The sequence below is a fragment of the Sphingomonas mali NBRC 15500 genome (assembly GCF_001598415.1).
GTDB classification, from domain to species: Bacteria; Pseudomonadota; Alphaproteobacteria; order Sphingomonadales; family Sphingomonadaceae; genus Sphingomonas; species Sphingomonas mali.
The window spans coordinates 26,954-48,951 of record NZ_BCYX01000007.1 but is presented as its reverse complement, the minus strand read 5'-3'; the positions used below and the strand labels follow the sequence as shown (position 1 = coordinate 48,951).

At 66.1% G+C, this 21,998-nt stretch carries 20 protein-coding genes; 14 read left to right on the top strand and 6 right to left on the bottom strand.

Going from position 1 to position 21,998, the window contains the following annotated elements; translation table 11 throughout:
* Positions 1-69 precede the first annotated feature (69 nt).
* Together SMA01S_RS07815 and SMA01S_RS07810 are read right to left on the bottom strand one after the other, a co-directional pair.
* Positions 70-1,035, bottom strand: coding sequence for an alpha/beta fold hydrolase (locus tag SMA01S_RS07815; protein WP_066820064.1), 966 nt, complete (start codon positions 1,033-1,035; stop codon positions 70-72).
* A gap of 93 nt (positions 1,036-1,128) precedes the next feature.
* Positions 1,129-1,515: a nuclear transport factor 2 family protein gene (locus SMA01S_RS07810; RefSeq protein ID WP_066820231.1), complete on the bottom strand. Its 387-nt coding sequence runs from the start codon at positions 1,513-1,515 to the stop codon at positions 1,129-1,131.
* 119 nt (positions 1,516-1,634) lie between these two features.
* Here SMA01S_RS07810 and SMA01S_RS07805 point away from each other — a divergent pair, with 119 nt between their 5' ends.
* The 7 genes from SMA01S_RS07805 (at position 1,635) to SMA01S_RS07775 (ending at position 10,512) form a co-directional block, all read left to right on the top strand.
* Positions 1,635-2,219 (top strand): TetR/AcrR family transcriptional regulator, encoded by a 585-nt coding sequence (locus SMA01S_RS07805; protein ID WP_066820062.1) that lies wholly within the window; start codon positions 1,635-1,637, stop codon positions 2,217-2,219.
* Between the two features lie 134 nt (positions 2,220-2,353).
* Entirely contained in the window at positions 2,354-3,268 is a 915-nt protein-coding gene (locus tag SMA01S_RS07800) for a sulfite exporter TauE/SafE family protein (RefSeq protein WP_066820059.1), read from the top strand.
* Positions 3,265-4,041: a TIGR02186 family protein gene (locus SMA01S_RS07795; RefSeq protein WP_066820057.1), complete on the top strand. Its 777-nt coding sequence runs from the start codon at positions 3,265-3,267 to the stop codon at positions 4,039-4,041. The genes SMA01S_RS07800 and SMA01S_RS07795 overlap by 4 nt, the downstream gene beginning before the upstream one ends.
* 227 nt (positions 4,042-4,268) lie before the next feature.
* On the top strand, positions 4,269-5,936 hold the full coding sequence (locus tag SMA01S_RS07790) for an ATP-binding protein (protein WP_066820055.1): 1,668 nt from the start codon (positions 4,269-4,271) through the stop codon (positions 5,934-5,936).
* Between the two features lie 232 nt (positions 5,937-6,168).
* On the top strand, positions 6,169-6,924 hold the full coding sequence (locus SMA01S_RS07785) for an ABC transporter ATP-binding protein (protein ID WP_066820053.1): 756 nt from the start codon (positions 6,169-6,171) through the stop codon (positions 6,922-6,924).
* The gene (locus tag SMA01S_RS07780; RefSeq protein WP_066820051.1) at positions 6,921-9,296 is read left to right on the top strand and encodes an ABC transporter permease; all 2,376 of its coding nucleotides are present in this window, start codon (positions 6,921-6,923) and stop codon (positions 9,294-9,296) included. Before SMA01S_RS07785 ends, SMA01S_RS07780 begins: the two co-directional genes overlap by 4 nt.
* Position 9,297: 1 nt before the next feature.
* Positions 9,298-10,512: an efflux RND transporter periplasmic adaptor subunit gene (locus SMA01S_RS07775; RefSeq protein WP_066820049.1), complete on the top strand. Its 1,215-nt coding sequence runs from the start codon at positions 9,298-9,300 to the stop codon at positions 10,510-10,512.
* A gap of 162 nt (positions 10,513-10,674) precedes the next feature.
* Here SMA01S_RS07775 and SMA01S_RS07770 read toward each other — a convergent pair whose 3' ends face one another.
* Positions 10,675-12,192 (bottom strand): M23 family metallopeptidase, encoded by a 1,518-nt coding sequence (locus SMA01S_RS07770; RefSeq protein ID WP_066820047.1) that lies wholly within the window; start codon positions 12,190-12,192, stop codon positions 10,675-10,677.
* A gap of 307 nt (positions 12,193-12,499) precedes the next feature.
* Between SMA01S_RS07770 and SMA01S_RS07765 the strand changes: the two genes are divergently transcribed.
* From SMA01S_RS07765 to SMA01S_RS07740, 6 genes are all read left to right on the top strand, one after another.
* On the top strand, positions 12,500-14,971 hold the full coding sequence (locus SMA01S_RS07765; protein WP_066820045.1) for a helicase-related protein: 2,472 nt from the start codon (positions 12,500-12,502) through the stop codon (positions 14,969-14,971).
* Entirely contained in the window at positions 14,964-15,263 is a 300-nt protein-coding gene (locus SMA01S_RS07760) for an RNA-binding S4 domain-containing protein (RefSeq protein ID WP_066820043.1), read from the top strand. Before SMA01S_RS07765 ends, SMA01S_RS07760 begins: the two co-directional genes overlap by 8 nt.
* 196 nt (positions 15,264-15,459) lie before the next feature.
* Positions 15,460-15,801 (top strand): ferredoxin FdxA, encoded by a 342-nt coding sequence (gene fdxA, locus SMA01S_RS07755; protein WP_066820041.1) that lies wholly within the window; start codon positions 15,460-15,462, stop codon positions 15,799-15,801.
* Positions 15,802-16,064: 263 nt separating this feature from the next.
* A complete protein-coding gene (locus tag SMA01S_RS07750; RefSeq protein WP_066820039.1) occupies positions 16,065-16,598 on the top strand; it encodes a CarD family transcriptional regulator in 534 nt (177 codons plus the stop codon).
* A gap of 107 nt (positions 16,599-16,705) precedes the next feature.
* On the top strand, positions 16,706-17,422 hold the full coding sequence (locus SMA01S_RS07745) for a head GIN domain-containing protein (protein WP_066820227.1): 717 nt from the start codon (positions 16,706-16,708) through the stop codon (positions 17,420-17,422).
* 173 nt (positions 17,423-17,595) lie between these two features.
* Positions 17,596-18,306, top strand: coding sequence for a GIN domain-containing protein (locus SMA01S_RS07740; protein ID WP_066820037.1), 711 nt, complete (start codon positions 17,596-17,598; stop codon positions 18,304-18,306).
* A gap of 9 nt (positions 18,307-18,315) precedes the next feature.
* Here the strand turns inward: SMA01S_RS07740 and SMA01S_RS07735 are convergent, their stop codons facing one another.
* Both SMA01S_RS07735 and mgtE read right to left on the bottom strand, forming a co-directional pair.
* Positions 18,316-18,720 carry a DUF1489 family protein gene (locus SMA01S_RS07735; RefSeq protein WP_066820225.1) on the bottom strand — a complete coding sequence of 135 codons (405 nt, stop codon included), beginning with the start codon at positions 18,718-18,720 and terminating at the stop codon, positions 18,316-18,318.
* A gap of 14 nt (positions 18,721-18,734) precedes the next feature.
* The gene (mgtE, locus tag SMA01S_RS07730) at positions 18,735-20,153 is read right to left on the bottom strand and encodes a magnesium transporter (protein ID WP_066820036.1); all 1,419 of its coding nucleotides are present in this window, start codon (positions 20,151-20,153) and stop codon (positions 18,735-18,737) included.
* Positions 20,154-20,279: 126 nt separating this feature from the next.
* Here mgtE and SMA01S_RS07725 point away from each other — a divergent pair, with 126 nt between their 5' ends.
* Positions 20,280-20,735, top strand: coding sequence for a peptidylprolyl isomerase (locus SMA01S_RS07725; protein WP_066820223.1), 456 nt, complete (start codon positions 20,280-20,282; stop codon positions 20,733-20,735).
* A 227-nt stretch (positions 20,736-20,962) separates the two neighbouring features.
* Here the strand turns inward: SMA01S_RS07725 and SMA01S_RS07720 are convergent, their stop codons facing one another.
* Positions 20,963-21,844, bottom strand: coding sequence for a LysR substrate-binding domain-containing protein (locus SMA01S_RS07720; RefSeq protein ID WP_066820034.1), 882 nt, complete (start codon positions 21,842-21,844; stop codon positions 20,963-20,965).
* Positions 21,845-21,998 lie beyond the last annotated feature (154 nt).

Here is a 21,998-nt window from a genome sequence, read left to right as displayed (position 1 = left end):
TCAGGCTGCGTCGGCCGCAGCAAAATGGATCATCTGGTCGCTATATGCTTTCGCTGCTCGACTGAGTTGCTAAGTCGACCACAAGGTTCGCGCTTCCGCGGCGAAGAGATCCGGGTGCTCCTCCGGCCAGAACAATCGGCCACCGTCGACAAGACGCACGCCGCGCGACTTGGGCAGGGTGCGATCGAGCCACTTCGCCCATGTAAGCGGGAAAAGCGGGTCGGCCGTTCCCCACACCATCCGGGTTGGCGCGTTACAATGTTCGAGCAACGGCTTGATCGCCACAAGCGGATTGGGTTCGAATGCGGCCAGGTAGCGGTTCAGCTGGGTTCTTCTCAGAGGTGAGGCGATCAGCGGGCGGAAGCTGTATTCGATTGCCTCATCGCTGAAATTCGCGGGATCGACATAGGCACCGCCGCCGATGCCTTGCGGAGATCTCGCATAGGATCGATCCGTCAGGTGTCGCTCGATCTTCTTGTCGTACAGTCCGTCGCGAGCCTGCTGAATCGAGTTGCGCATTTGCGGCGGTGGACTGTTCTCGTGAACGTCGCAATCGGTCAGAATGACGGTGCGAATTCTGCGCGGATGCTGCGCCATGAGAAGCTGCGCAACGGTGCCTCCGCTATCGTTCGCGATCAGGTCGACGGCCGGGATGGAAAGCCGGTCGAGAAACGCCACGAGCATGTCGGCTTGTGCATGAGGGGAAAGATCCTGCTCCTCACCAACCTCCGAATAGCCTAGCCCCATCAGGTCCGGTGCGAGACATCGCCGCTGGCTTGCCAGGCGTTCCAGAGCGCCGCGCCATTGAAAGCCGCTGAGCGGGAAGCCGTGGATGAAGAGCGCGGCGGGACCGCGGCCGCGTTCGACGAAGGCGATGCGCCCGAATCGGGTGGAAACATAGCGTCGCGACGCGTGATACGCCGCCGCATCCAATCTGGTCGGCAAGCCCTTCTTGTTGCGGCCCGAGGCGCCTGGGGAGAACGCCAGGATTCCTGCCGCGAGCAACGACGATTGAACAAATTGCCTGCGATCCATCGCGCCATCCTTCGCGGTTGATCCGATCGGTTGATTACGTCGTTCGATTGAATCTCTGAGCCGCGCGGTTGGCTGCCGTCGCGCGCAAGGCCTTCACGACAGGACCTCGGCCGCAAACACCTTCTGGACGATCTGCCAGCGGCCGTTGAGGTGGAAGCAGGATAGCAAATCCGTCACTTCTCGAGGGGGAAGTCGCAGACGGAGCGTAAGCACCGCCAGGTCACCGGTAATGGCGATGGAAAGAATCTCGTCCCTGCGCATGCTGCCGGCATCACGCGGCGAGGGCATGCCGCGGACTAGGTCGAGCCATTTCGCTATGGGCGTAACAACCGCTCCGCCCTGATCGTCTCGCCGAGTGACGGAAGCGGATGGATCGAAGATCGTCGCGAATTTTTCCGCATCCATCGTGTACGCGGCTTCGAAATAGGCTTTTGCCAAGCCTATCAGCCCATCTACGTCTTGCGAATATGCCGCCTGCATCCGCTCCACTCCCCAAGGTCCTTGCCTCATGGTCGCCTTGACAGCCAATCAAACGGAGGAATATCCTCCGATTATGGAGGCGTCAAGGAGATCGGCGATAGGCCGGCCGCGGGTGCACGGTGCGGGCTGATGCGCAAAAGAACCGGCAGCGGCTGATCGATGTCGCCGTCGAGCTGGTTCTGGAGGTTGGCGGCGAGCCGGCGCGAGACGCTATCGCCCAACGCGCCGGTGTCGGCATCGGAACGCTCTACAGGCACTTCCCCGACCAACAGTCGCTACTTCACGCTGCCACGCGTCACGTGCTGGAAAAGAGCATCAGTGCCGGAGAAGTCCTGATCGGAACCGTTCCCGACGGTGCCGACGCGCTCCGCCAATATATGCACTTGGCGTTGGATAACGGCATTGGCGCGGTGAACATTCTCCACCCGCTTCTGGAGAAACCGGATTGGCCCGACCTCCGAGTTCGTGCGGCTCGGCTCATGAAATCCTTGGTCGGCCGCGCCGTGCGGGGAGGCGCCCTCCGCGATGATCTGTCCGAGCGGGACATCGTGTTCGGCTTGACGCGCTTCGCCCGGCCGTTGGCAGTGGGATTGCCGCCGGACGAGGAGCGATCGCTTGCTCATCGGCATCTCGATTTCTACCTCGACGGGCTGCGCGCACAGAGTCCTGGCCCGCAGAAGCCGCTCCTCCCGGACAGTCGTTAGGACCCGACTGCAAGCCTCCGCTTCGGCGGCTTCTTGGCAGAAAACGGTCCGGCCGCTCCCGGCCGAATAGTCGTCTCACGTTCGCCGTCGCCAACCGCCTTCCACCCGCCACAACCTGCGTCTAACGTAGCCCCGTGGACCTCTATCTCCCCATCGCCAACATGTCGGTCAACGCGGTGGTGATCGTCGCGCTCGGACTGTTCGTCGGGTTGTTGTCGGGGATGTTCGGGGTCGGCGGCGGGTTTCTGACCACGCCGTTGCTGATCATCTATGGCATCCCGCCCACCGTCGCCGCGGCCTCGTCGGCGAGCCAGGTGACCGGGGCGAGCGTCTCCGGCGTGTTCGCGCATCTGCAGCGACGCGGGGTCGATTTCCAGATGGGCGGCTTGATGGTCGCGGGCGGCTTCGTCGGCTCTGGAGTCGGCGCGTGGATCTTCCGCATCCTCCAGCGGACCGGGCAGATCGATACGGTGATCGCGGTCATCTATGTGCTGATGCTCGGCTGGATCGGGTCGACCATGGCCAGGGAATCGGTCCAGTACATTCTCGCCGCGCGCGGCGGAGCGCCACTGCCGGCGCGCAAGCGGCGCCACCATCCCTTGGTCGCGGCCCTCCCGCTCAGGATGCGTTTCTATCGCTCGGGGCTCTACATCTCGCCGCTCGCGCCGTTGCTGCTCGGGTTCGGGGTCGGCATCCTGACCATCCTGCTCGGCGTCGGCGGCGGCTTCATTCTGGTCCCGGCGATGATCTACCTGCTCGGCATGGCCACCCAGGTCGTGATCGGGACCAGCCTGTTCCAGACATTGTTCGTCACCGCCTGGGCGACGATGGTCCACGCCACAACAACCAAGGCGGTCGACATCGTGCTCGCGGTGCTGCTGCTGATCGGGTCGGTGACCGGCGCGCAGCTCGGCGCGCGCTTCGCGGCGCGAGTGAAGCCCGAATATCTCCGCCTGGCGCTTGCCGTGCTGGTCCTGCTGGTCGGCTTGCGCATCGCGATCGGGCTCGGCTGGCGGCCCGATGAAATCTATTCGGTTGAGCTATCTTGAGGAGCCGTGCCGCTCTCGCGTTGGTGAGCGCGCCGCTCCTGCTCGGCCAGTCCAAGCCGGTGTCGAAACCGGTACTGGTCCCCGACGTCTCGCAACGCCAGATCGAGATCGCCTATTCGTTCACGGGTGCGGACCTGTTGCTGTTCGGCGCGATCCTCTATCCCGGCGGGCGGCTGCCCGACGACGATGCGCCGACCGATATCGTCGTGGTGGTGAAGGGCCCGACCCAGTCGATCCTGGTGCGCGAAAAGGAAAAGATCGCCGGCATCTGGGTCAATGCCTCGCGGCTGCGCTATCGCTCGGCGCCGAGTTTCTACGGCATGGTGTCGTCGCGCCCGATCAATCAGGTGGTCGATGGCCGCACGCGCGCCATCTACGAACTCGGGCTCGACAGCCTGCAATTGTCCCCGGCATCGAGCGCGCCGCAGGACGAGCAGGACCGTTTCGCACGCGGGCTGGTCGACCTCAAGCGCCGGTCGGGTCTCTATTACGAGCAGCCCAACGCGGTCGAGATCAGCGACGGCGTGCTCTACCGTGCCCGCGTCAACATTCCGGCGCGCGTGCCGGTCGGCCGCTTCACCGCGGAGACCTTCCTGATCCGCGACCGCCACGTCCTGGCGGTCGCGACCAAGGATATCGACATCCGCAAATCGGGGTTCGAGCGGTTCGTCGCGCGGTCGGCGCAGCGCAGCTCGATCGCTTACGGGCTGGTCGCGGTCGCGCTGTCGGTGCTGTTCGGCTGGAGCGCCGGGTATATCGCGCGGCGGGTTTGATGGGTTTGGATCCCGAACATGCCGGGCTTCGTCACCCGGACTGGTCCCGGGGCCAATCTGCCGAGCCCTATTAGCCCTCTCCCGCAAGCGGGAGAGGGAAACGCGTGCTTTAATCTGGAATAAGTCCGACATGACGGCCAAGGCCGCGCCAGCAGCCCGTTAGCGATAGCAAACCCAATATTTACCCCTGACCTGCCATAGCGACTCGGAATGACCAGGGGATTCCGATGACCGAAATGCTGGGGGGTAGCGCATTCGCGCGGACGACGGCCGATGAGGCCGAAGCGCCGACCCCCGCCGCGAGCCTCGGTAGCGAGATCGGCGGATTGATCGAGATCGCCGGTTCGGGCGGCCAGGTGCTGTTCGATCCCGATGCCATTGCCAGCTATGCCGCCGATCCCGATCCCGTGCTGGCATCGGCCGGGTCGGTCGGCGCGCAGGTCAAGATCCGCGTCGGCGCCTGCTGGATGATCGCCAATATCCGGTCGCTACGCCTGGTCGAGGCCGGCGTCCTGGCACTGATCGACTTCCTCGGCGAAGGCGATGAGGAACGGCTGACCGGCAAGCTCTACAAATTCCGCCGCGGCGTCACGCGCTATCCCTCTCCGGGCGCGGCGGTGTTTCCGGTCTCGACCGCCGACCTCAAACAGATTTACGCCGCCGACGATCGCGCCAATATCGAGATCGGCACGGTCTATCCGACCAAGGACATCCGCGCCTCGCTCTATGTCGACGCGATGCTCGGCAAGCATTTCGCGCTACTCGGTTCGACCGGTACCGGTAAATCGACCAGCGCCGCGTTGATCCTGCACAAGATCTGCGAGCTCGCGCCGCAGGGCCATATCGTGATGGTCGATCCGCACGGCGAATATTCCGCCGCGTTCCAGACCACCGGCGCGATCTACGACGTGTCGAACCTGCAGATGCCGTATTGGCTGATGAATTTCGAGGAACATTGCGAAGTGTTCCTGACGACGTCCAACTCCGAACGTCAGATCGACGCCGACATCCTGGCCAAATGCCTGCTCGCCGCGCGCGCCAAGGGGCGGCTGGGGCAGGAGATCAGCAAGCTGACGGTCGACGCCCCGGTCCCCTATCTGCTCAGCGACCTGACCAATTTGATCCAGCTCGAAATGGGCAAGATGGATCGCGCCGGCGACACGGCCCCCTATCTGCGGATCAAGACCAAGATCGACGAGATCAAGGCCGATCCGCGCTACAGCTTCATGTTCTCCGGCATGCTCGTCGCCGACACGATGCAGGATTTCATCAGCCGCGTGTTCCGCCTGCCCGGCGACGGCAAGCCGATCTCGATCATCGACGTGTCGGGCGTGCCGAGCGAGATCACCTCGGTGGTGGTCGCCGTCCTGTCGCGCATGGTGTTCGACTTCGCGATCTGGTCGCGCAACGAAGCGCGGCGCCCGATCCTGCTCGTCTGCGAGGAAGCGCACCGCTATATCCCCAACGAGCGCAACGCCGACGGATCGTCGGTCGGCAAGATCCTCAGCCGTATCGCCAAGGAAGGCCGCAAATACGGCGTCAGCCTGGGCCTGATCACGCAACGTCCGTCGGATCTGGCGGAAGGCGTGCTGTCGCAATGCGGCACGATCATCGCGATGCGCCTCAACAACGATCGCGACCAGGCGTTCGTCCGCGCCGCGATGCCCGAAGGCGCGCGCGGCTTTCTCGACGCGATCCCGGCGCTTCGCAACCGCGAGTGCATCATTTGCGGCGAGGGCGTCGCCATCCCGATCCGCGTCGCCTTCGATGGGCTGGAAGCCAATAAGCGCCCGGCGTCGGACGATCCGACCTTCTCCACGTTGTGGCGCGAGACCGGCGGCGAGGATCAGATCATCGGCCGCACCATCCGCCGCTGGCGGTCGCAGGGGCGTTGATCGCCCGGGCTGCCTGGATCAATCGGCGCGTCGATTGACGTCGGCGCGACCGTAACGACACCTCCCCGGTGCAGGCCCGGATCCAGGATATGCCGGACTAAGTATCATCACCAATGGCAGCAACTTAGCCGAAGCGCGATCGGTTGCGTCATTGGCTTGATGCGGCTCGCCCGGCGCTTGCGCCTTCCCCGAGCAGTGCATCGCTTCGGATGCCGGCCGGGAAGGAGGAAGCGTGGCGCGATCTTCGCAAACGGCGGCGGAGACATCGGAATCCCATCGAGGGCGCCCAATCATCTATCGCGCCGAAGGGCTCACCAAGATCTACGGCGAAGGCGACAACGCCGTCCACGCGCTGCGTGGGGTCGACTTCGAGATCGCCGAAGGCGAGATGCTCGTGCTGCTCGGCCCGTCGGGGTCCGGCAAGTCGACGCTGGTCAACATTCTCGGCGGACTCGATCACGCCAGCGCCGGCAAGGTCTGGTTCTACGACCGTGACATCACCCTGTTCGACGACGCAGCCCTTACCGAATATCGGCGCCAGAACGTCGGCTTCGTCTTCCAGTTCTACAATCTCGTCGCGTCGCTCACCGCGCGCGAGAACGTCTCGCTCATCACCGAGATTTCCGACGCGCCGATGGACCCGGTCGAAGCGCTGGCGCTGGTCGGGCTGGATCATCGGCTGGATCATTTTCCCGCCCAGCTGTCGGGCGGCGAACAGCAACGCGTCGCCATCGCGCGCGCGATCGCCAAACGTCCCAAGGTGCTGCTGTGCGACGAGCCCACCGGCGCGCTCGACAGTCTCACCGGCACCCGCGTCCTGGCCGCGCTCGATCAGGTCAATCGGGAGCTCGGCACCACTACCTTCATCATCACGCACAATGCCGTGATTGCCGGCATGGCCGACGAAGTGATGCTGTTCGGCGACGGCCGAATCTCCGGCAGCCGACACAATGCGACGCGCGTGCCGCCGATGGAGCTGAGCTGGTGAGGCGGTTTCGGTCGACGCTGACGGTCAAGCTGTTCCGCGACCTGTGGCGGCTGCGCGCGCAATCGGTGGCGATCGCGCTGGTCATCGCGGCGGGCGTCGGCACGGTCGTGATGGCGGCGGGGCTGATCCGCTCGCTCGAAGCGACGCGTGCCGATTATTACGACCGCTACCGCTTCGCCGACGTGTTCGCGCCATTGGTCCGTGCGCCCGAAGCCGTGATGGCTCAGGTCCGGCGCATCCCGGGCGTGGCCGCCGCCGACAGCCGCGTCACCGCTTACGCGACGCTCGACGTCGCGCATGTCGCGGAGCCGGTATCGGCGCGTGTCCACTCGGTACCGCCGGCCGGCGGATCGGCGCTCAACCGCCTCGTCCTGCGCAGCGGCCGCTTTCCCGAGCCGGGCAGTCCCCGCGACGTGGTCGCGAGCGAGCCGTTCGCCAAGGCGGCGCGGCTGCGGCTGGGCGATCCGATCAAGGCGGTGATCTATGGCAAGCAGATCGGTCTCAGGCTGGTCGGCACGGTCCTGTCCCCCGAATATGTCTACGCGCTCGCCCCTGGCCAGATCGTGCCCGACAATGAAAGATACGGCATCTTGTGGATGGACCGCGAGCCGCTCGCGGCCGCGCTCGACCGCAAACAGGCATTCAACGACCTGATCGTCCGCACGACGCCCGGCACGGTGCCGGAGGACGTGGCGCGCAGGCTCGACGTTCTGCTGGCTTCCTATGGCGGCGTTGGCGCCTATACCCGCAAGCAGCAGATTTCGGACCGGTTCATCTCCAGCGAGATCGATCAACTCCGGACGATGGCCCTGGTGCTACCGCCGGTATTCCTGCTGGTCGCCGCCTTCCTGCTCAACATCGTCCTCGCCCGGCTGGTGGACACCGAGCGCGAGGTCATCGGGCTGCTCAAGGCGTTCGGGTTTCGCAACTTTTCGATCATGTCGCACTATGTCCAGCTGGCGTTGCTGCTGTCGCTCGGCGGTTTCGCCCTGGGCATCGTGCTTGGCATCTGGCTCGGCCGCGCGCTCGCCGGCGTCTATCAACACTTTTACACCTTTCCCTTCCTGACCTTCCGCGCCGGGCTCGACGTCCATCTGATCGCCGCAGCGTCGACGCTGGTGCCGGTCATGCTGGGGGCTGCGACCGCCGCCTGGCGCTCGGCACGCCTCACGCCGGCCGAGGCGATGCGCCCACCGGCGCCGCCCGATTATGCCGGGCGGCTGACCGGCAATCTTGCCCGCGCCCTCGGACCCGACGAACCATCCCGCATCATCCTGCGCGGGCTGCTGCGCCGCCCGGTTCGCAGTGGGCTGTCGGTCCTGGGGCTCGCCGCCGCGCTTGCCCTCTACATCGCGACCGAAAGCGCGCCGGCGAGTATCGAGCGGATGATCGGGCTCGGCTTCGGCGGCGCGAACCGCTCGGACCTGGTGGTGACGTTCGCCGAACCACGCGATGCCAACGCGCTGCACGAGCTCGAGCGCATTCCCGGCGTGCTTGCGGTCCAGCCGTTTCGCGCCACCGAGGCACGCTTTCGCGCTGGCCATCGCACGATGCGAGAGGGCCTGTCGGGCGTCGAGGCGGGGGGCGGCCTCGAGCGCGTGATCGATATCGAGGGCAACGCGCTTCCCCCGCCGCGGATGGGCGCGCTCGTCTCCGGCCGCATGGCGCAGACTCTCGGGGTAGGACGCGGCGACGTTATCGAGGTCCGCGTCACGGAGGGCGAACAACCACAGCTTAGCTTGCCGGTGGTCGGCGTGCTCGACAGCCCGTTCGGCGCGAGCGCGACGCTCGATCGCGCGGCGCTCAATCGGCTGATGCGCGAAGGCGACGTGCTGTCGGGCGCCTATCTGGCGGTCGATGCGCGCCAGCTGCCCCGCATTCGCGCACGGTTGAAGGAAAGCCCGATGGTCGCGGGAATCAGTTCGAGCGCCTCCGCGCTCCGCTCGATCCGCGCGACGATCCAGGAGAATATCGGAACGATGACGCTATTCTATGGCGGACTGGCCGTCCTGGTGGTGGCCGGCGTGGTCTATAATGGCGCGCGCATCAGCCTGTCCGAACAAGCGCGCGACTTGGCGTCGCTACGCGTGCTGGGGTTCCGGCGGCGCGAAGTGTCGTTCATCCTGCTCGGCGAACAGGCGCTGCTGGTGGTGCTATCGCTCCCCTTGGGCATGCTGGGCGGGATCGCGTTGTGGCGCTACCTCAGCAGCCGGTTCAACAGCGACCTGTTCACCATCCCCTTCGTGATCGACACGCGCGTGCTCGGTCAGGGAGTGCTCGTCGTCGCCGTTGCGGCGGTTGGCACCGCGTTCCTCATCAACCGTCGCGTCGATCGGCTCGATCTCGTGCGCGCACTCAAAACCAGGGAATGACGTGGCGAAGAAGCTCATCACCGGCCCTCGGCTGATCGTCGGACTTGTCGCTCTGGTGCTCGCCATCGCGATCGTCGTCGCAACGCGCACGCCGGCGGTCGAGGTCGAGATGGGACAGGTCACGCGCGGCCCCCTGTCGGTCACCGTCAGCGACCTCGCCGAAACCCGCGTCCGCGACCTCTACATGGTCTCGGCGCCGATCTCCGGAGAGATGCTACGCGTGCCGCTGAAGCCTGGCGCGCGCGTCATTGCCGGCAAGACGGTGCTCGCCCGTATCCAGCCCAGCGCGCCGGGGCCTCTCGACGCGCGCACCGTCGCACAGATTCAGGCCAATATCCGAACGCTTCAGGAGCAACAACAGGCGGCGCGGGCGCGGGTCGACGAAGCCAACTCGGCTCTGGCGCTGGCCGATCGCCAACTCGGACGCGTCACGACGCTGCAGCAGCGCGGGTTCGCCACGATGGCCGCGTTGGACGAGGCGCGCGCGGCGCGCGACCGCGCTCGCGCCGGCATGCGCTCGGCGATCGAGGCCGAACATGCTGCGCGCGAAAGTGTGGCAGCAGCCCGCGCCGGCCTGATCGCATCGGACACTACGGCGCGCGGCCGGGGCGTGGTCGATGTTCGCGCCCCGGTGTCCGGCTACGTCCTGAGCGTACCGCAGGAAAGCGAGCGTCCGATCGCGGCGGGCACGCCGCTGGTGGCGCTCGGCGACCCGCAACAGCTCGAGATGGTGACCGACCTGCTCTCGTCCGACGCTGTCCAGGTCCGGCCGGGTGCCGCCGTATCGATCGAGGATTGGGGCGGCACCGCACCGTTGAAGGGGCGCGTGCGCCTGGTCGAGCCCTTTGGCTTCGTGAAGATCTCCGCGCTCGGGGTCGAGGAACAGCGCGTCAACGTCGTCATCGACCTGGTCGGCTCGCCCGACGCCTGGACACGCCTCGGCCATGGTTTTCGCGCGACGGTGCGGATCGAAACCTGGTCCGCGCCGAACGCGGTGCGGGTCCCCGTGAGCGGGCTGTTCCGCAGCGGCAGCGACTGGCAGGTGTATCGAGTCGGCGCCGATGGCCGCGCCAGGGCCACGACGGTCGGCCTGGGACAGATGAACGACGAGTGGGCGCAAGTGCTGCGCGGCGTGGCGCCGGGCGATCGCGTGATCCTGTATCCGGGCGACAAGGTTGCCGACGGCGTCCGGGTCCGCACCCGGGAGGGAAATTGATAGGCGTGTGCCGGCGCGGCGGTCGGCGCCCGTTAGCGGTTCCGCCCGCCATGATCGCGATCGGGCAGGTGCCTATGGAGCGATAATCATCTATCCCACTGCCTTCGCCCGGGAGGCGTGGCGATTCCGCGCACTCTCAAACCCGGGCGCAGCCAAGCCGTCTCAGCTCGACTTGCGCGCCGTCCCGGGATGGACCGAGAGCAGTTCGGACACGTGCGACTTGAACGCGCGTAGCGCCGCACCGGTCAGCGCGGCAACGCTCGAGAAAGAGAAGCCGCGCGGATTGACTACCTGGCCGCTGCGATAGACCTCGAAATGCAGATGCGGTCCGGTCGACAGGCCCGAATTGCCGGAATAAGCGACGATCTGGCCGCGCTGGACATGCTGGCCGTTGCGCACCAGCACCCGGCTCAAATGGCCATAGCCGGTGCCGACCCCGCCACCCTGCGCACGAATGCCGACGAAGCTGCCATAGCCGCCCTTGTAGCCGGCCCAGTTCACCGTGCCGTCGAACACCGCATAGACTGGCGAACCATAAGCGCAGGCAATGTCGATGCCCTTATGCATCCGGTAATAGCCGAGGATCGGGTGCAGCCGCATGCCGAAGGACGAGCTGATCCGCCCCGCGACCGGCAAGCCCATGAAGCCCTGGCGCTCGGTCTGGCCACTGGCGTCGTACCAATCGCCATGGCCGTTGCCGTCATCCTCGTCGTCATCGGAGTTGCGGCTCCACTTGACCAACTGGACCTTGCGGCGGCCCATATCGAGTCCGGCGAACAGGATCTTGCCGAGTTCGACCTCGCCGGTCGCGGCGCGGCGCTGCGATAACATGACGTCCCAGGTATCGTCCGACGCGACATCGCCGCCGATCGAGATCCGCGTCGCGATCGCCTTGATGTAATCTGCGGCGACGGTCGAGGGCACGCCGGCGGCGCGCATCGACTTGTACAGGCTGGATCCGGCCAGGCCCTGGATGCGTAGCGGCGTGTCGTCGACCGCGATCGCCTGGCGATCCATCGTCAGGCCATTGGCGGTGCGCTTGATGGTCAGGCGGAAATCGAATGCCGGCTGGAAGCTCAATTGTTCGAGCGGACGCGGGTCGCTCTTCTTCGCGCGGCGGCCGAGCACGCCTTCGAACCGCGTTCCCGGGCGGATCTGGTCGAGTGGCAATGCCGCAGCGACGAGATCGGTCACGCGCGCGATATCGGTCTTGGCGGCGCCCGCCCGGCGCAACACCGCCGCCAGGCTGTCGCCGTCGCTCATCGCCGAAGCGAAGGCCTGGGTCGGACGATCGGGCGTTTCGGCGAGCGGCCGCACCAGATCGGTCGCCGCCATGCGCTGACCGGTATCGGCGCCGAAGGCGAGCGGCGCGATCGACTGCGCGCGGGCATTTTCCCATGCCTTGCCCTTGAGCGGCAAAGCGGACGCGGCGACCAGCGGCTGGCCGATGCCCGGCGACAGCGCCCAGCACGCGCCGATCAGCGCGGTGCAGGTGGCAAGCCCGCGGAACCAGTCGCGCGATCCGATCCGCGCGCCGAGATCGGGCGCCCAGTCAACCTGCGCCATCGTGGCGCGCAGCCGGTCGACGAAAGAGAGGTCGGTGGTGAGAATGAGGTCGCGGCCGGCCGAGCTGGGGGCAGCTCCCCCCGATTGCTCATAATGCTCATTGCGCAGAAACACGACGAAACGATCCCGATCCGTAATCGCCGATCCACCCCCGGCGCTGTCGAATCACTCTGCCGATGGGGTGTTAAAGTCAATTTAACCGCCCGCTCTTGCGCCGATCCGTGCGGCAAGCCGTGCAGAGCGAGGGACAAATCCCATTTGACGCGGAACTATTTCAAGTACCGATGAATCGGGGAACTTTTGACCGCGGTGACTTGCCTTAGGGGCGATTACTTACGGACTCGCAACAAGGGCGCGACTATCATGGCTCAGCCAAGTCATGCTTGCGTCGGTCGCCTGGCGCGACGATCTATAGGTCGTCATGCGTGCGTTCTCGTCCCCGGTCACCGCGGTGCTCGGCCCTACCAATACCGGCAAGACGCATCTCGCGATCGAGCGGATGTGCGGTCATTCGAGCGGGATGATCGGCTTCCCGCTGCGATTGCTCGCGCGCGAAGTCTATGACCGCGTCGTCAAGCTCAAGGGCGCCAAGCAGGTCGCGTTGATCACCGGCGAGGAACGGATCGTCCCACCCGACGCGCGCTGGTTCCTCTGCACCGCCGAGAGCATGCCGCTCCAGAGAGACCTGGCGTTCGTCGCGCTCGACGAGGCGCAACTCGGCGCCGATCCCGAACGCGGCCATGTCTTCAACGACCGCCTGTTGCGCGCGCGCGGGCGCGAGGAGACGATGATCCTGGGCTCCGAGACGCTGCGGCCGATGGTCAAGGCGCTGGTTCCCGACGCCGAGATCATCAATCGCCCGCGTTTCTCGACGCTTTCCTATGCCGGCGCGCGCAAGCTGTCGCGACTGCCCAAGCGCTCGGTGGTCGTCGCGTTCAGCGCCGAGGAAGTCTATGCCGTCGCCGAGATGATGCGGCGTCTGCGCGGTGGCGCGGCGGTGGTGATGGGCGCCTTGTCCCCTCGTACGCGCAACGCCCAGGTCGCGATGTTCCAGGCCGGCGAGGTCGATTATCTCGTCGCGACCGACGCGATCGGCATGGGCCTCAATATGGACGTCAACCATGTCGCCTTCGCCAGCCTGACCAAGTTCGACGGCTATCGCCAGCGCCGGCTGACGGTGAGCGAAATGGCGCAGATCGCCGGGCGCGCCGGGCGCCACCAGCGCGACGGGACGTTTGGCGCACTCACTGCGGATGGTCCAGGCGCGTTCACGCCCGAGGAAGTGCACGCGATCGAGCACCACCATTTCCCGCGGCTCGACTTCCTCTATTGGCGCGACGGCGAGCCCGATTACGACTCGGTCGACGCGCTGATCGCCAGCCTGGAAGCCAAACCCGACAATCGCGTGCTGCGCGCGGCGCCGGTCGCGACCGATCTCGCGGTGCTCAAGCGGCTGACCGAGGACGATGCCGTCCGCGACCGCGCGCGATCGCCGGCTCAGGTCGCGCGATTATGGGCGGCATGCGGCGTGCCCGACTTCCGCAAGCTCGGGGTCGATCCGCATGCGCGGCTGGTCGCCCGGCTCTACGACGATCTGAGCACGGGCAATGGCCATATCGCCGCGCCCTGGTTCGCCGATCAGGTCGCGCGGCTCGACGACGTCACTGGCGATGTCGAGACGATCGCCGGGCGGATCGCCGCGATCCGCACCTGGGCCTATATCGCGCATCGCGGCGACTGGCTGGCCGACCCGGCGCATTGGGCCGCGCGCACGGCAGCCGTCGAGGAACGCCTGTCCGACGCGCTCCACGCATCACTGACCCAGCGCTTCGTCGACAAGCGCACGACCGCATTGCTGCGCCAGATCGGCAAGGATGCCGGCGCGCTGCCGGTGGTGATCGGCGAAGAAGGCGAGGTGCTGGTAGAGGATCATGCGATCGGCACGCTCGAGGGGTTCCGCTTCACCGTCGCCGCCGACGCGCGCCATGCGGACAAAAGGCTGTTGCTCGCGGCGGCGGAGAAAAGGCTCGGCGCCGAGCTGGCGAAGCGTGGCCGCCAGCTGGCGGAATCGAGCGACGATGAGCTCGCTTTGTCCTTCCCCCGGATCGAGTGGCGCGGCGTCGGCGTGGCGGAATTGGCCGCCGGTCCCAATCTCGCCCAGCCGCGCGTCCTCCTGGATCGCGCGGTCGAGGCGCTCGATCCGGCGGTACGCAAAGCGGTGCAGGCTCGGCTCGACCGCTGGGTCGCAGCGCAGCTGGCGCGGCATTTGCCGGTATTCGGCACGCTCGATGCCTGCCTGCGCGATGCCGCCGCCGGCGCACCGCTGCGGGCGGTCGCGGGGGCGCTGCTCGACGCCGGCGGATTGTTGCCGCGCCGCGCGATCGGCGCGCAGGTCGAGGCGCTCGATCCGATCGCGCGCAAGAAATTGCACAAGATGGGGGTGACGATCGGTACGCTCGATCTATTCGCGCCTGCCTTGCTCAAGCCCGGTCCCGCACGCTGGCGGCGGATGCTGATGCGGCTCGGCGAGGGACCGCGCGACGGTGCTACGGTGCTGCCGCGCAACGCGCCCGGCGCCGATCTGCCCTTCGGCTTCCGCCCGCTCGGCCAGCAAGCGGTACGCATGGATATGGTGGAGCGCATCGCGCGCGCGGCGCACGATTCCCGAAAGGGACGCGCGCCGTTCGCGCCCGACGCCGCGCTCGCGACGTCGATGGGAATCCAGCCCGACACGCTGGCGCGGCTGATGGCCCAGCTCGGCTTTCGCGCCGCGCGGCCAGGCGACGACGGCAAGCCGCGCTGGATGTGGCAGGGCCTGACGCCCAACGCCAAGCCCAAGGCACCGCCCAGGGACAACGCCTTCGCCGCGCTCGCCGGGATGCTCGATGGCTGAGCATCCTTTCAGTAACGGCCCGACGATGCGCCTCGACAAGTTCCTGTGGTTCGCGCGGATCGTGAAGACGCGAAGCTTCGCGCAACGGCTTGCCGAGGAGGGACATCTGCGGATCGACGGTCGCCCGATCGATCGCGCCGCGGCACCGGTGCGCCTGGGCAATATCCTGACATTCGTCACGCATCGCGGCCACGTCCGCACCATCCGGATCGAAGCGCTGCCGATTCGGCGCGGCCCGCCTTCCGAGGCGCAGCGTTGCTATCAGGATCTCCAGGCGGGGGATGCTTGTTGACGACTGCGGCTCCGGCCCGCTCCCCCACCCGACCGCCCATCAAGATACGCTGTCTGGGCGGTCGGGTGGGGGAGTGGGCCGGAGCCGCGACACCAAAGCCGACAAGTTGAAAACGTCTCGCAGAAAGGCGCGATTGATTGACGGGCGCGGAACACGCGCATAGCACGGCCCAAATCGTACTCCTGGGGAGCCAGAAATGACCTACGTCGTGACCGACGCCTGCATCCGCTGCAAATATATGGACTGCGTCGAGGTGTGTCCGGTCGACTGTTTCTATGAAGGCGAGAACATGCTCGTCATCAATCCCAGCGAATGCATCGACTGCGGCGTGTGCGAACCCGAATGCCCGGCCGAGGCGATCCTGCCCGATACCGAGAGCGGCCTGGAAAAGTGGCTCGAACTCAACAACACGTTCAGCAGCCAATGGCCCAACGTCACGCGCAAGAACGACCAGACTCCCGCCGATGCCGACGAGCACAAGGGCGAAGAAGGCAAATACGACAAGTATTTCTCGCCCGAAGCCGGCCAGGGCGACTGAGCGCGCCAACAAAGTTGATCGAGATCAAAGCGGCCTCGCCCAGCAATGGGACGGGGCCGTACCCATTCTAGGTCGGGGCTCCGTCGTATGAAAACGACGCCGGGCTGGTAATTTTATTACGACTGTGTTAAATAGGTCAGGACGAGAGCCCCTTTCCGAGTCTCTCGTGTGGAGACACACACATCCAATCAAGCCCCTGCCGGCGCCATGTCCGGGCGTCGTGCGTTTATTCGGGCGACATTCCAGTGAAAGGTTGAAGTTACATGGCTGCCAAGGCGCTGTCCTTCGACGTCGGTGATTACGTTGTTTACCCCAAGCACGGTGTCGGCCGTGTCGTTGAACTTCTGAAACAAGAAATCGCCGGCATGACGCTGGAGCTTTACGTGCTCCGGTTCGAGAAAGAGCGCATGACGCTCCGCGTGCCGACCAACAAGGCCGAGAGTGTCGGCATGCGCAAGCTGTCCTCGGACAAGACGCTCCGCGAGGCGCTCGACACGCTCAAGGGCAAGCCCAAGGTCAAGCGGACCATGTGGTCGCGCCGCGCGCAGGAATATGAAGCGAAGATCAATTCGGGCGACCTGGTGTCGATCGCCGAAGTGGTCCGCGACCTGTTCCGTGCCGACGACCAGCCCGAGCAGAGCTATTCGGAGCGCCAGATCTTCGAGGCCGCCGCGTCCCGCCTCGCCCGCGAACTCGCGGCGATGGAAGAGACCGACGAAAAGGGTGCGCTCGAGAAGATCCTCGACATCCTGCGCAAGGCCGCGGCGATCCACAACAAGGACAAGGTTCCGGCTTAACGCCCGACCAAGTCGTTGACAAAAGAGGGCGGTCCTGCGGGGCCGCCCTTTTTCGTTGCGGCCCCGCCGATGGTGTGTTAACAAGACAACACACAATGGAGGATCCCATGAACCGCTACATGCTGCTCGCCTTGCTTCCGCTCGCCGCCTGTTCGGGCACGGCCCGGTCGGAAGGTACGCCTCCCAGCGGCACCGGCGGCAATCGCACGTTCGCCGTCAACGACTTCACCAGCGTCGATGCCGCTGGGCCCGACGATGTCGATGTCCGCGTCGGGTCGGGATTTTCGGTCCGCGCCGAGGGCGATCCCAAGATTCTCGACAAGCTCGAAATCGTGAAGGAAGGCGATACGCTGAAGGTACGCCGCAAGGAGCACAGCTTCAGCTGGGGCGGCGAGCGCAAGGGCGCCAAGGTCTTCATCACCATGCCGCGCATGACCGCCGCCAGCACTACCGGATCGGGCGACATGGCGGTCGACCATATCGATGGCGAGAAGTTCGAGGCCAGCGCGACAGGGTCGGGCGACCTCACCGTCGGATCGCTCAACGTCCAGGCGGTCGAGCTGTCGGTCACCGGGTCGGGCAGCCTCGGCACCGCCGGCAGCGCCAGGACCGGGTCCTTCTCGGTCACCGGATCGGGCGACATCACCGCACCCAAGCTCTCGCTCGGCCAAGCCAGCGTCAACGTCATGGGATCGGGCGGAGTCACCGCGGCGGTGAACGGTACGGCCAGCGTCAATGTCATGGGATCGGGCGACGTCACCCTGACCGGTGGCGCCAAATGCACCACCTCCAAGATGGGATCGGGCGACGTCAGCTGCAGCTAGGTTTTTCAGCTTCGCTGTCACGGTGCCGGCCCGCTCCCCCGCCCGGCCTCCCATAGAATACCCTGATTGGGAGGCCGGGTGGGGGAGCGGGCCGGTGCCGCAACCGTTTCAGCTTGCTGAAACTAAATAGCGCAGCTTGCATAAGGCGGCGGGGCGGTGCGATGCTCGCATCCATGCTCCGCCGCTCCCTCGTCCTCGCGCTGATCGCGCTCGCTGTGCCGGCGCAGGCCGCCGACCGCAGCTATGTCGTCACCAATTTCGACCGCGTCCGCGTGGACGGCCCCTATTCGGTGCAGGTCGAGGTCGGCACTGGCGGCGCCGCCGCCAGCGCGTCGGGCGACGACCGGGCGCTCGGCGACCTCGATATCTCGGTCAACGGCAGCACGCTGACGGTCCGCAAAGGCAGCCAGGGCTGGGGCGAGCGAGGCAAAGCGAGCGGCCCGCCGCCGGTGATCACCCTGCGCACGCCGGCGGTGCGCGGCGCGGCCGTGGTCGGGGGCGGTAAGCTGGCGCTCGCCGGCACGCTCCGTACGACGCGGTTCGACGTGCAGGTTACCGGTTCTGGGACGATCGACGCGCGCGGCGTCGATGCCGACGACGTCGTGGTCACCGTGATCGGCAACGGCAATGTCGCGCTCGCCGGGCGCACCGCCCGGGCGCGGTTCTCGACCAATGGCGGCGGCTCGATCGCCGCGACGGCGCTCGACGCGGGCGAGATCGTCGTCATCCTCGAAGGCGCGGGCGAAACGCGGGCAAGCGCACGCTATTTAGCCGACCTGACCAACAAGGGGCTGGGCCTGATCGCGGTCACCGGCAATCCGAAATGCACCGTGCGCGGTCAATCGGTCGGGCCGATCGAATGCGGCACCGGGACGCAGCCTTAGGATTTCCTTCTACAGCAATCCCAGTTCCGCGAGTTTGCCGATCATGTCGGCCGGCAGTTCACCAACCCCTTCGCCACCTGCGCCCAGATCGCGCGGCGCGCTCGCGTCTTCGAGATAGCGCCAGCCTTGGTGCGCGCGCTTGGGCCGCGCTTCGACCAGGACCAGGCGCGGATCGAGCCTGATCGCGGTGCGCCCGCCCGGCAGCTCGCCGAACCCGACGATCGGCGACCGTGCGACGAGCTGGTGCTTGAGGATCCAGAACAGCGACCCCTGCCCGGCAATCTCTTCCCAGCGCTTGGGCAGATAGCGCGTACCGAGTTCGTAGGGCGGATCGCCCTCGCGCGCCGCCCAGCGCGCGACGAACGCCTCCAGGCTCGCCACGCCGAACGCGACCTTGGTCAGATGAAGCGGCATCCAGCCGATCTGGGCTACCGGCCCAGGCCCCACAAGAAGGCAAGGCCGAGGAAAGAGAAAAAGCCCATGCAATCGGTGAACATCGTCACGAATACCGAGGACGAGATCGCCGGGTCGATCCGGAAGCGGTCGAGCGTCACCGGCACGAACACCCCGGCCAGGCCGGCAACCATATTGTTGATCAGGATCGCCAGCCCGAACACCGCCGCCAGATCGCCTCTCCCGAAGATGAAATAGGTGCCGATCCCGATCAGCACGCCGAGCGCCGCGCCGTTCGACACGGCGATGCGGAATTCGCGCCAGATCATGCGCGCGGTGTTCGAATCGGTCAGCTGGTTGGTCGCGATCGCGCGCACCACCACCGCCAGAGTCTGCGTGCCGGCATTGCCGCCCATGCCGGAGACGATCCCCATCAGCGCCGACAGCACCGCGAACTTGGCGATCTCGGTATCGAACAGGCTGACCACCCAGGCCGCGAGCATCGCCGTCGGCAGGTTGATCAGCAGCCACATCAGCCGGGTCCGGACCGTCATCACGATTGGCTCGTTGATGTCGCCATCGCCGGCGCCGGCCAGGCGCAGCGTGTCCTCGCCCGCTTCTTCCTGGATGATGTGGACGACGTCGTCGACCGTGATCATGCCGACCAGACGCCCCGCGGCATCAACCACCGCGGCCGAGATCAGCGCGTATTTCTGGAAGCGCAGCGCGACTTCTTCCTGGTCCATGTCGACCGGGATCAACGTCTGTTCGCGCTTCATCACATCGGCGATCGCGACCGAGCGCGGCGCGCGCAGGATCCACGACAGCGAGCAGGTGCCGATCGGCTTGTGCCCGGGATCGACCACGAAGATTTCCCAGAAATCGGTGGTCAGTTCGTCCTGGCTGCGCAGATAATCGATCGCGTCGCCAACCGTCCAATGTTCGGGCACCGCGATCAGCTCGCGCTGCATCAGGCGACCGGCCGATTCCTCGGGATAGGACAAAGCCTCCTCGATCGCGGCGCGATCGTCGGGGTCGAGCGCGCGGAGCACTTCGCGCTGATCCGCCGGCTCCATGTCCTCGATGATCGCGACCGCGTCGTCGGTATCGAGTTCCGACGCGATCTCCGCGACTTCCTGCGGCTCGAGACTGTCGATCAGGTCCTCGCGGACATAATCGTTCATCTCGGCGAACACATCGGCATCGAGCAGGTCGGTCAGCGCCTTGGCGAGCGGTCCGCGATCCTCGTGCGGCGCCAGCTCGAACAGATCGGCGATGTCGGCGGGGTGGAGCGGCTCGACCAGCGCGTGCGCCGCGTCATTGTCGCCGGCCTCGACCGCGTCGAGCACCGCACGCACGAATTCGGGCTTCAGCCGGTCGTCCTCGTCCAGCTGATCCGCGACGTTATCGAGTTCGGTGGCGCCGTCCGTGGGCGCCAGATCGGTCTCGCTCATCGTCTGACCTTTTTTCGGGCACCGGCATATCCATATCGGGGGCCGTACGCGGTTTCCGCGCGGTTTGCCAGCACTCACCGAGCAGTTTAGGGCAGGCGCAAATTCCCCGATTCATGGAGCAAAATGATGGCCGACACCCCCGAAACATTGACCCTGACGCTGGATGGCGGCGATGTCGTCATCAAGCTGCGCCCGGATCTCGCGCCCCAGCATGTCGACCGCATCGCCGAGCTGGCCAATGAAGGCTTTTACGACGGCGTCGTGTTCCATCGCGTGATCCCCGGCTTCATGGCGCAGGGCGGCGATCCGACCGGCACCGGCATGCACGGATCGGACAAGCCGAACCTTCCGGCCGAATTCTCGCGCGAGCCGCATGTCCGCGGCGTTGCGTCGATGGCGCGGACGATGGATCCCAATTCGGCCAACAGCCAGTTCTTCATCTGCTTCGACGACGCGCGCTTCCTCGACGGCCAGTACACCGTATGGGGTGAAGTCACCGAGGGCATGGAGCATATCGATGCGCTGCCCAAGGGCGAGCCGCCGGCGAACCCGGGCAAGATCCTGAAGGCGCGGGCGGAGTAAGGACTTCGCGACTCCCCTCCCTGCAAGGGAGGGGATCAAGGGGTGGGTTGAGCGTCGAGCGAGGCTCGATGCCTCGCTCGACGCTGTTGTGGCGATCGGTAGACGAGTCTTCTGAGCGCGCAGACGCGCGCACCCACCCCCTAACCCCCTCCCTTGCAGGGAGGGGAGCTTGAGAACTGAGACGCCTTGGGGCGCAGCGCTCCGCGGGCGTCGCGCCCGCTACGGCCCTACGCCTTCAACACCTCGACCAGCCAGTCGTGGAACCATTTGACCTGGCGCAGCTGCATCGCGCGCGGGCGGCAGACGAACCAGTAACTGTACGGGCTGGCCACCTCGATATCGAACAATTTGACCAGCCGCGGGTCGTGCGCCTCGTCGAAATGGCTTTCGTGCATGAAGGCGATGCCCAGGCCCTGCGCCGCCGCCTCGAGCATCAGCGCGCCCGAATCGAAATGGTCGATCGCCAGCGGCTCGAGTTCGTCGAGCCCCGCCGCGTGGCGCCAGGCGCTGAACGTGTCGGGCATGTCGCGGTGGATCAGCGCGGTCAGCTTCTCGATCTGTTCGGGGCGCGTGACCGGATCGGGCCCTTCGAGCAGCGTCCGCGCGCCGATCACATAGACGTTATTGGTGTCGAGCCGCTTGGCATAGAGGCTGGGGTCGGGATCGCGCGCCAGCGCGATCGCGGCATCGAGCCCGTCGCCGACCCGCGCCATATTGTGCCCGGCCGTATCGATATCGAGATGGATCTGCGGGTAGCGCGCCCGCAGGTCGCCAAGGTGGGGAAAGATGCGTTGCGACGCGAACAGCGGCAACACACCCAGCCGCAGGCGCAACACCTCGACCCCGCTGGTCATATATTCGACCGCGTCGGTCAGCCGGTCGAGCACCGGCGCGATCTGTTGCAGCAGCCGTTCGCCGTCACTGTTGAGCGCCACCGCCTGATGCCGGCGTTCGAACAGGGGCTTGCCGATGAACCGTTCGAGCGCCTGGATTCGGCGGCTGAGCGCCGGCGCGGAGAGAGCGAGTTCCTGCGCGGCGGCCTTGACCGACCCGGTGCGGGCGACCTGAATGAAGGCCTCGATCGCGGTCAGCGGTGGCAAACGCCGCATGATTGTTCCTTCTTTTAGCGCGGCTGATTGTGCGTCGCGTCACATACCGATGCTTGGAACGCTATCATCCCCTCTCCTTGAAAATAAAGGGTCGATTGCGAAAAATGCATGTTAGCGATCTCACTTCGCACTTGCACAATAATCTGCTGCACTG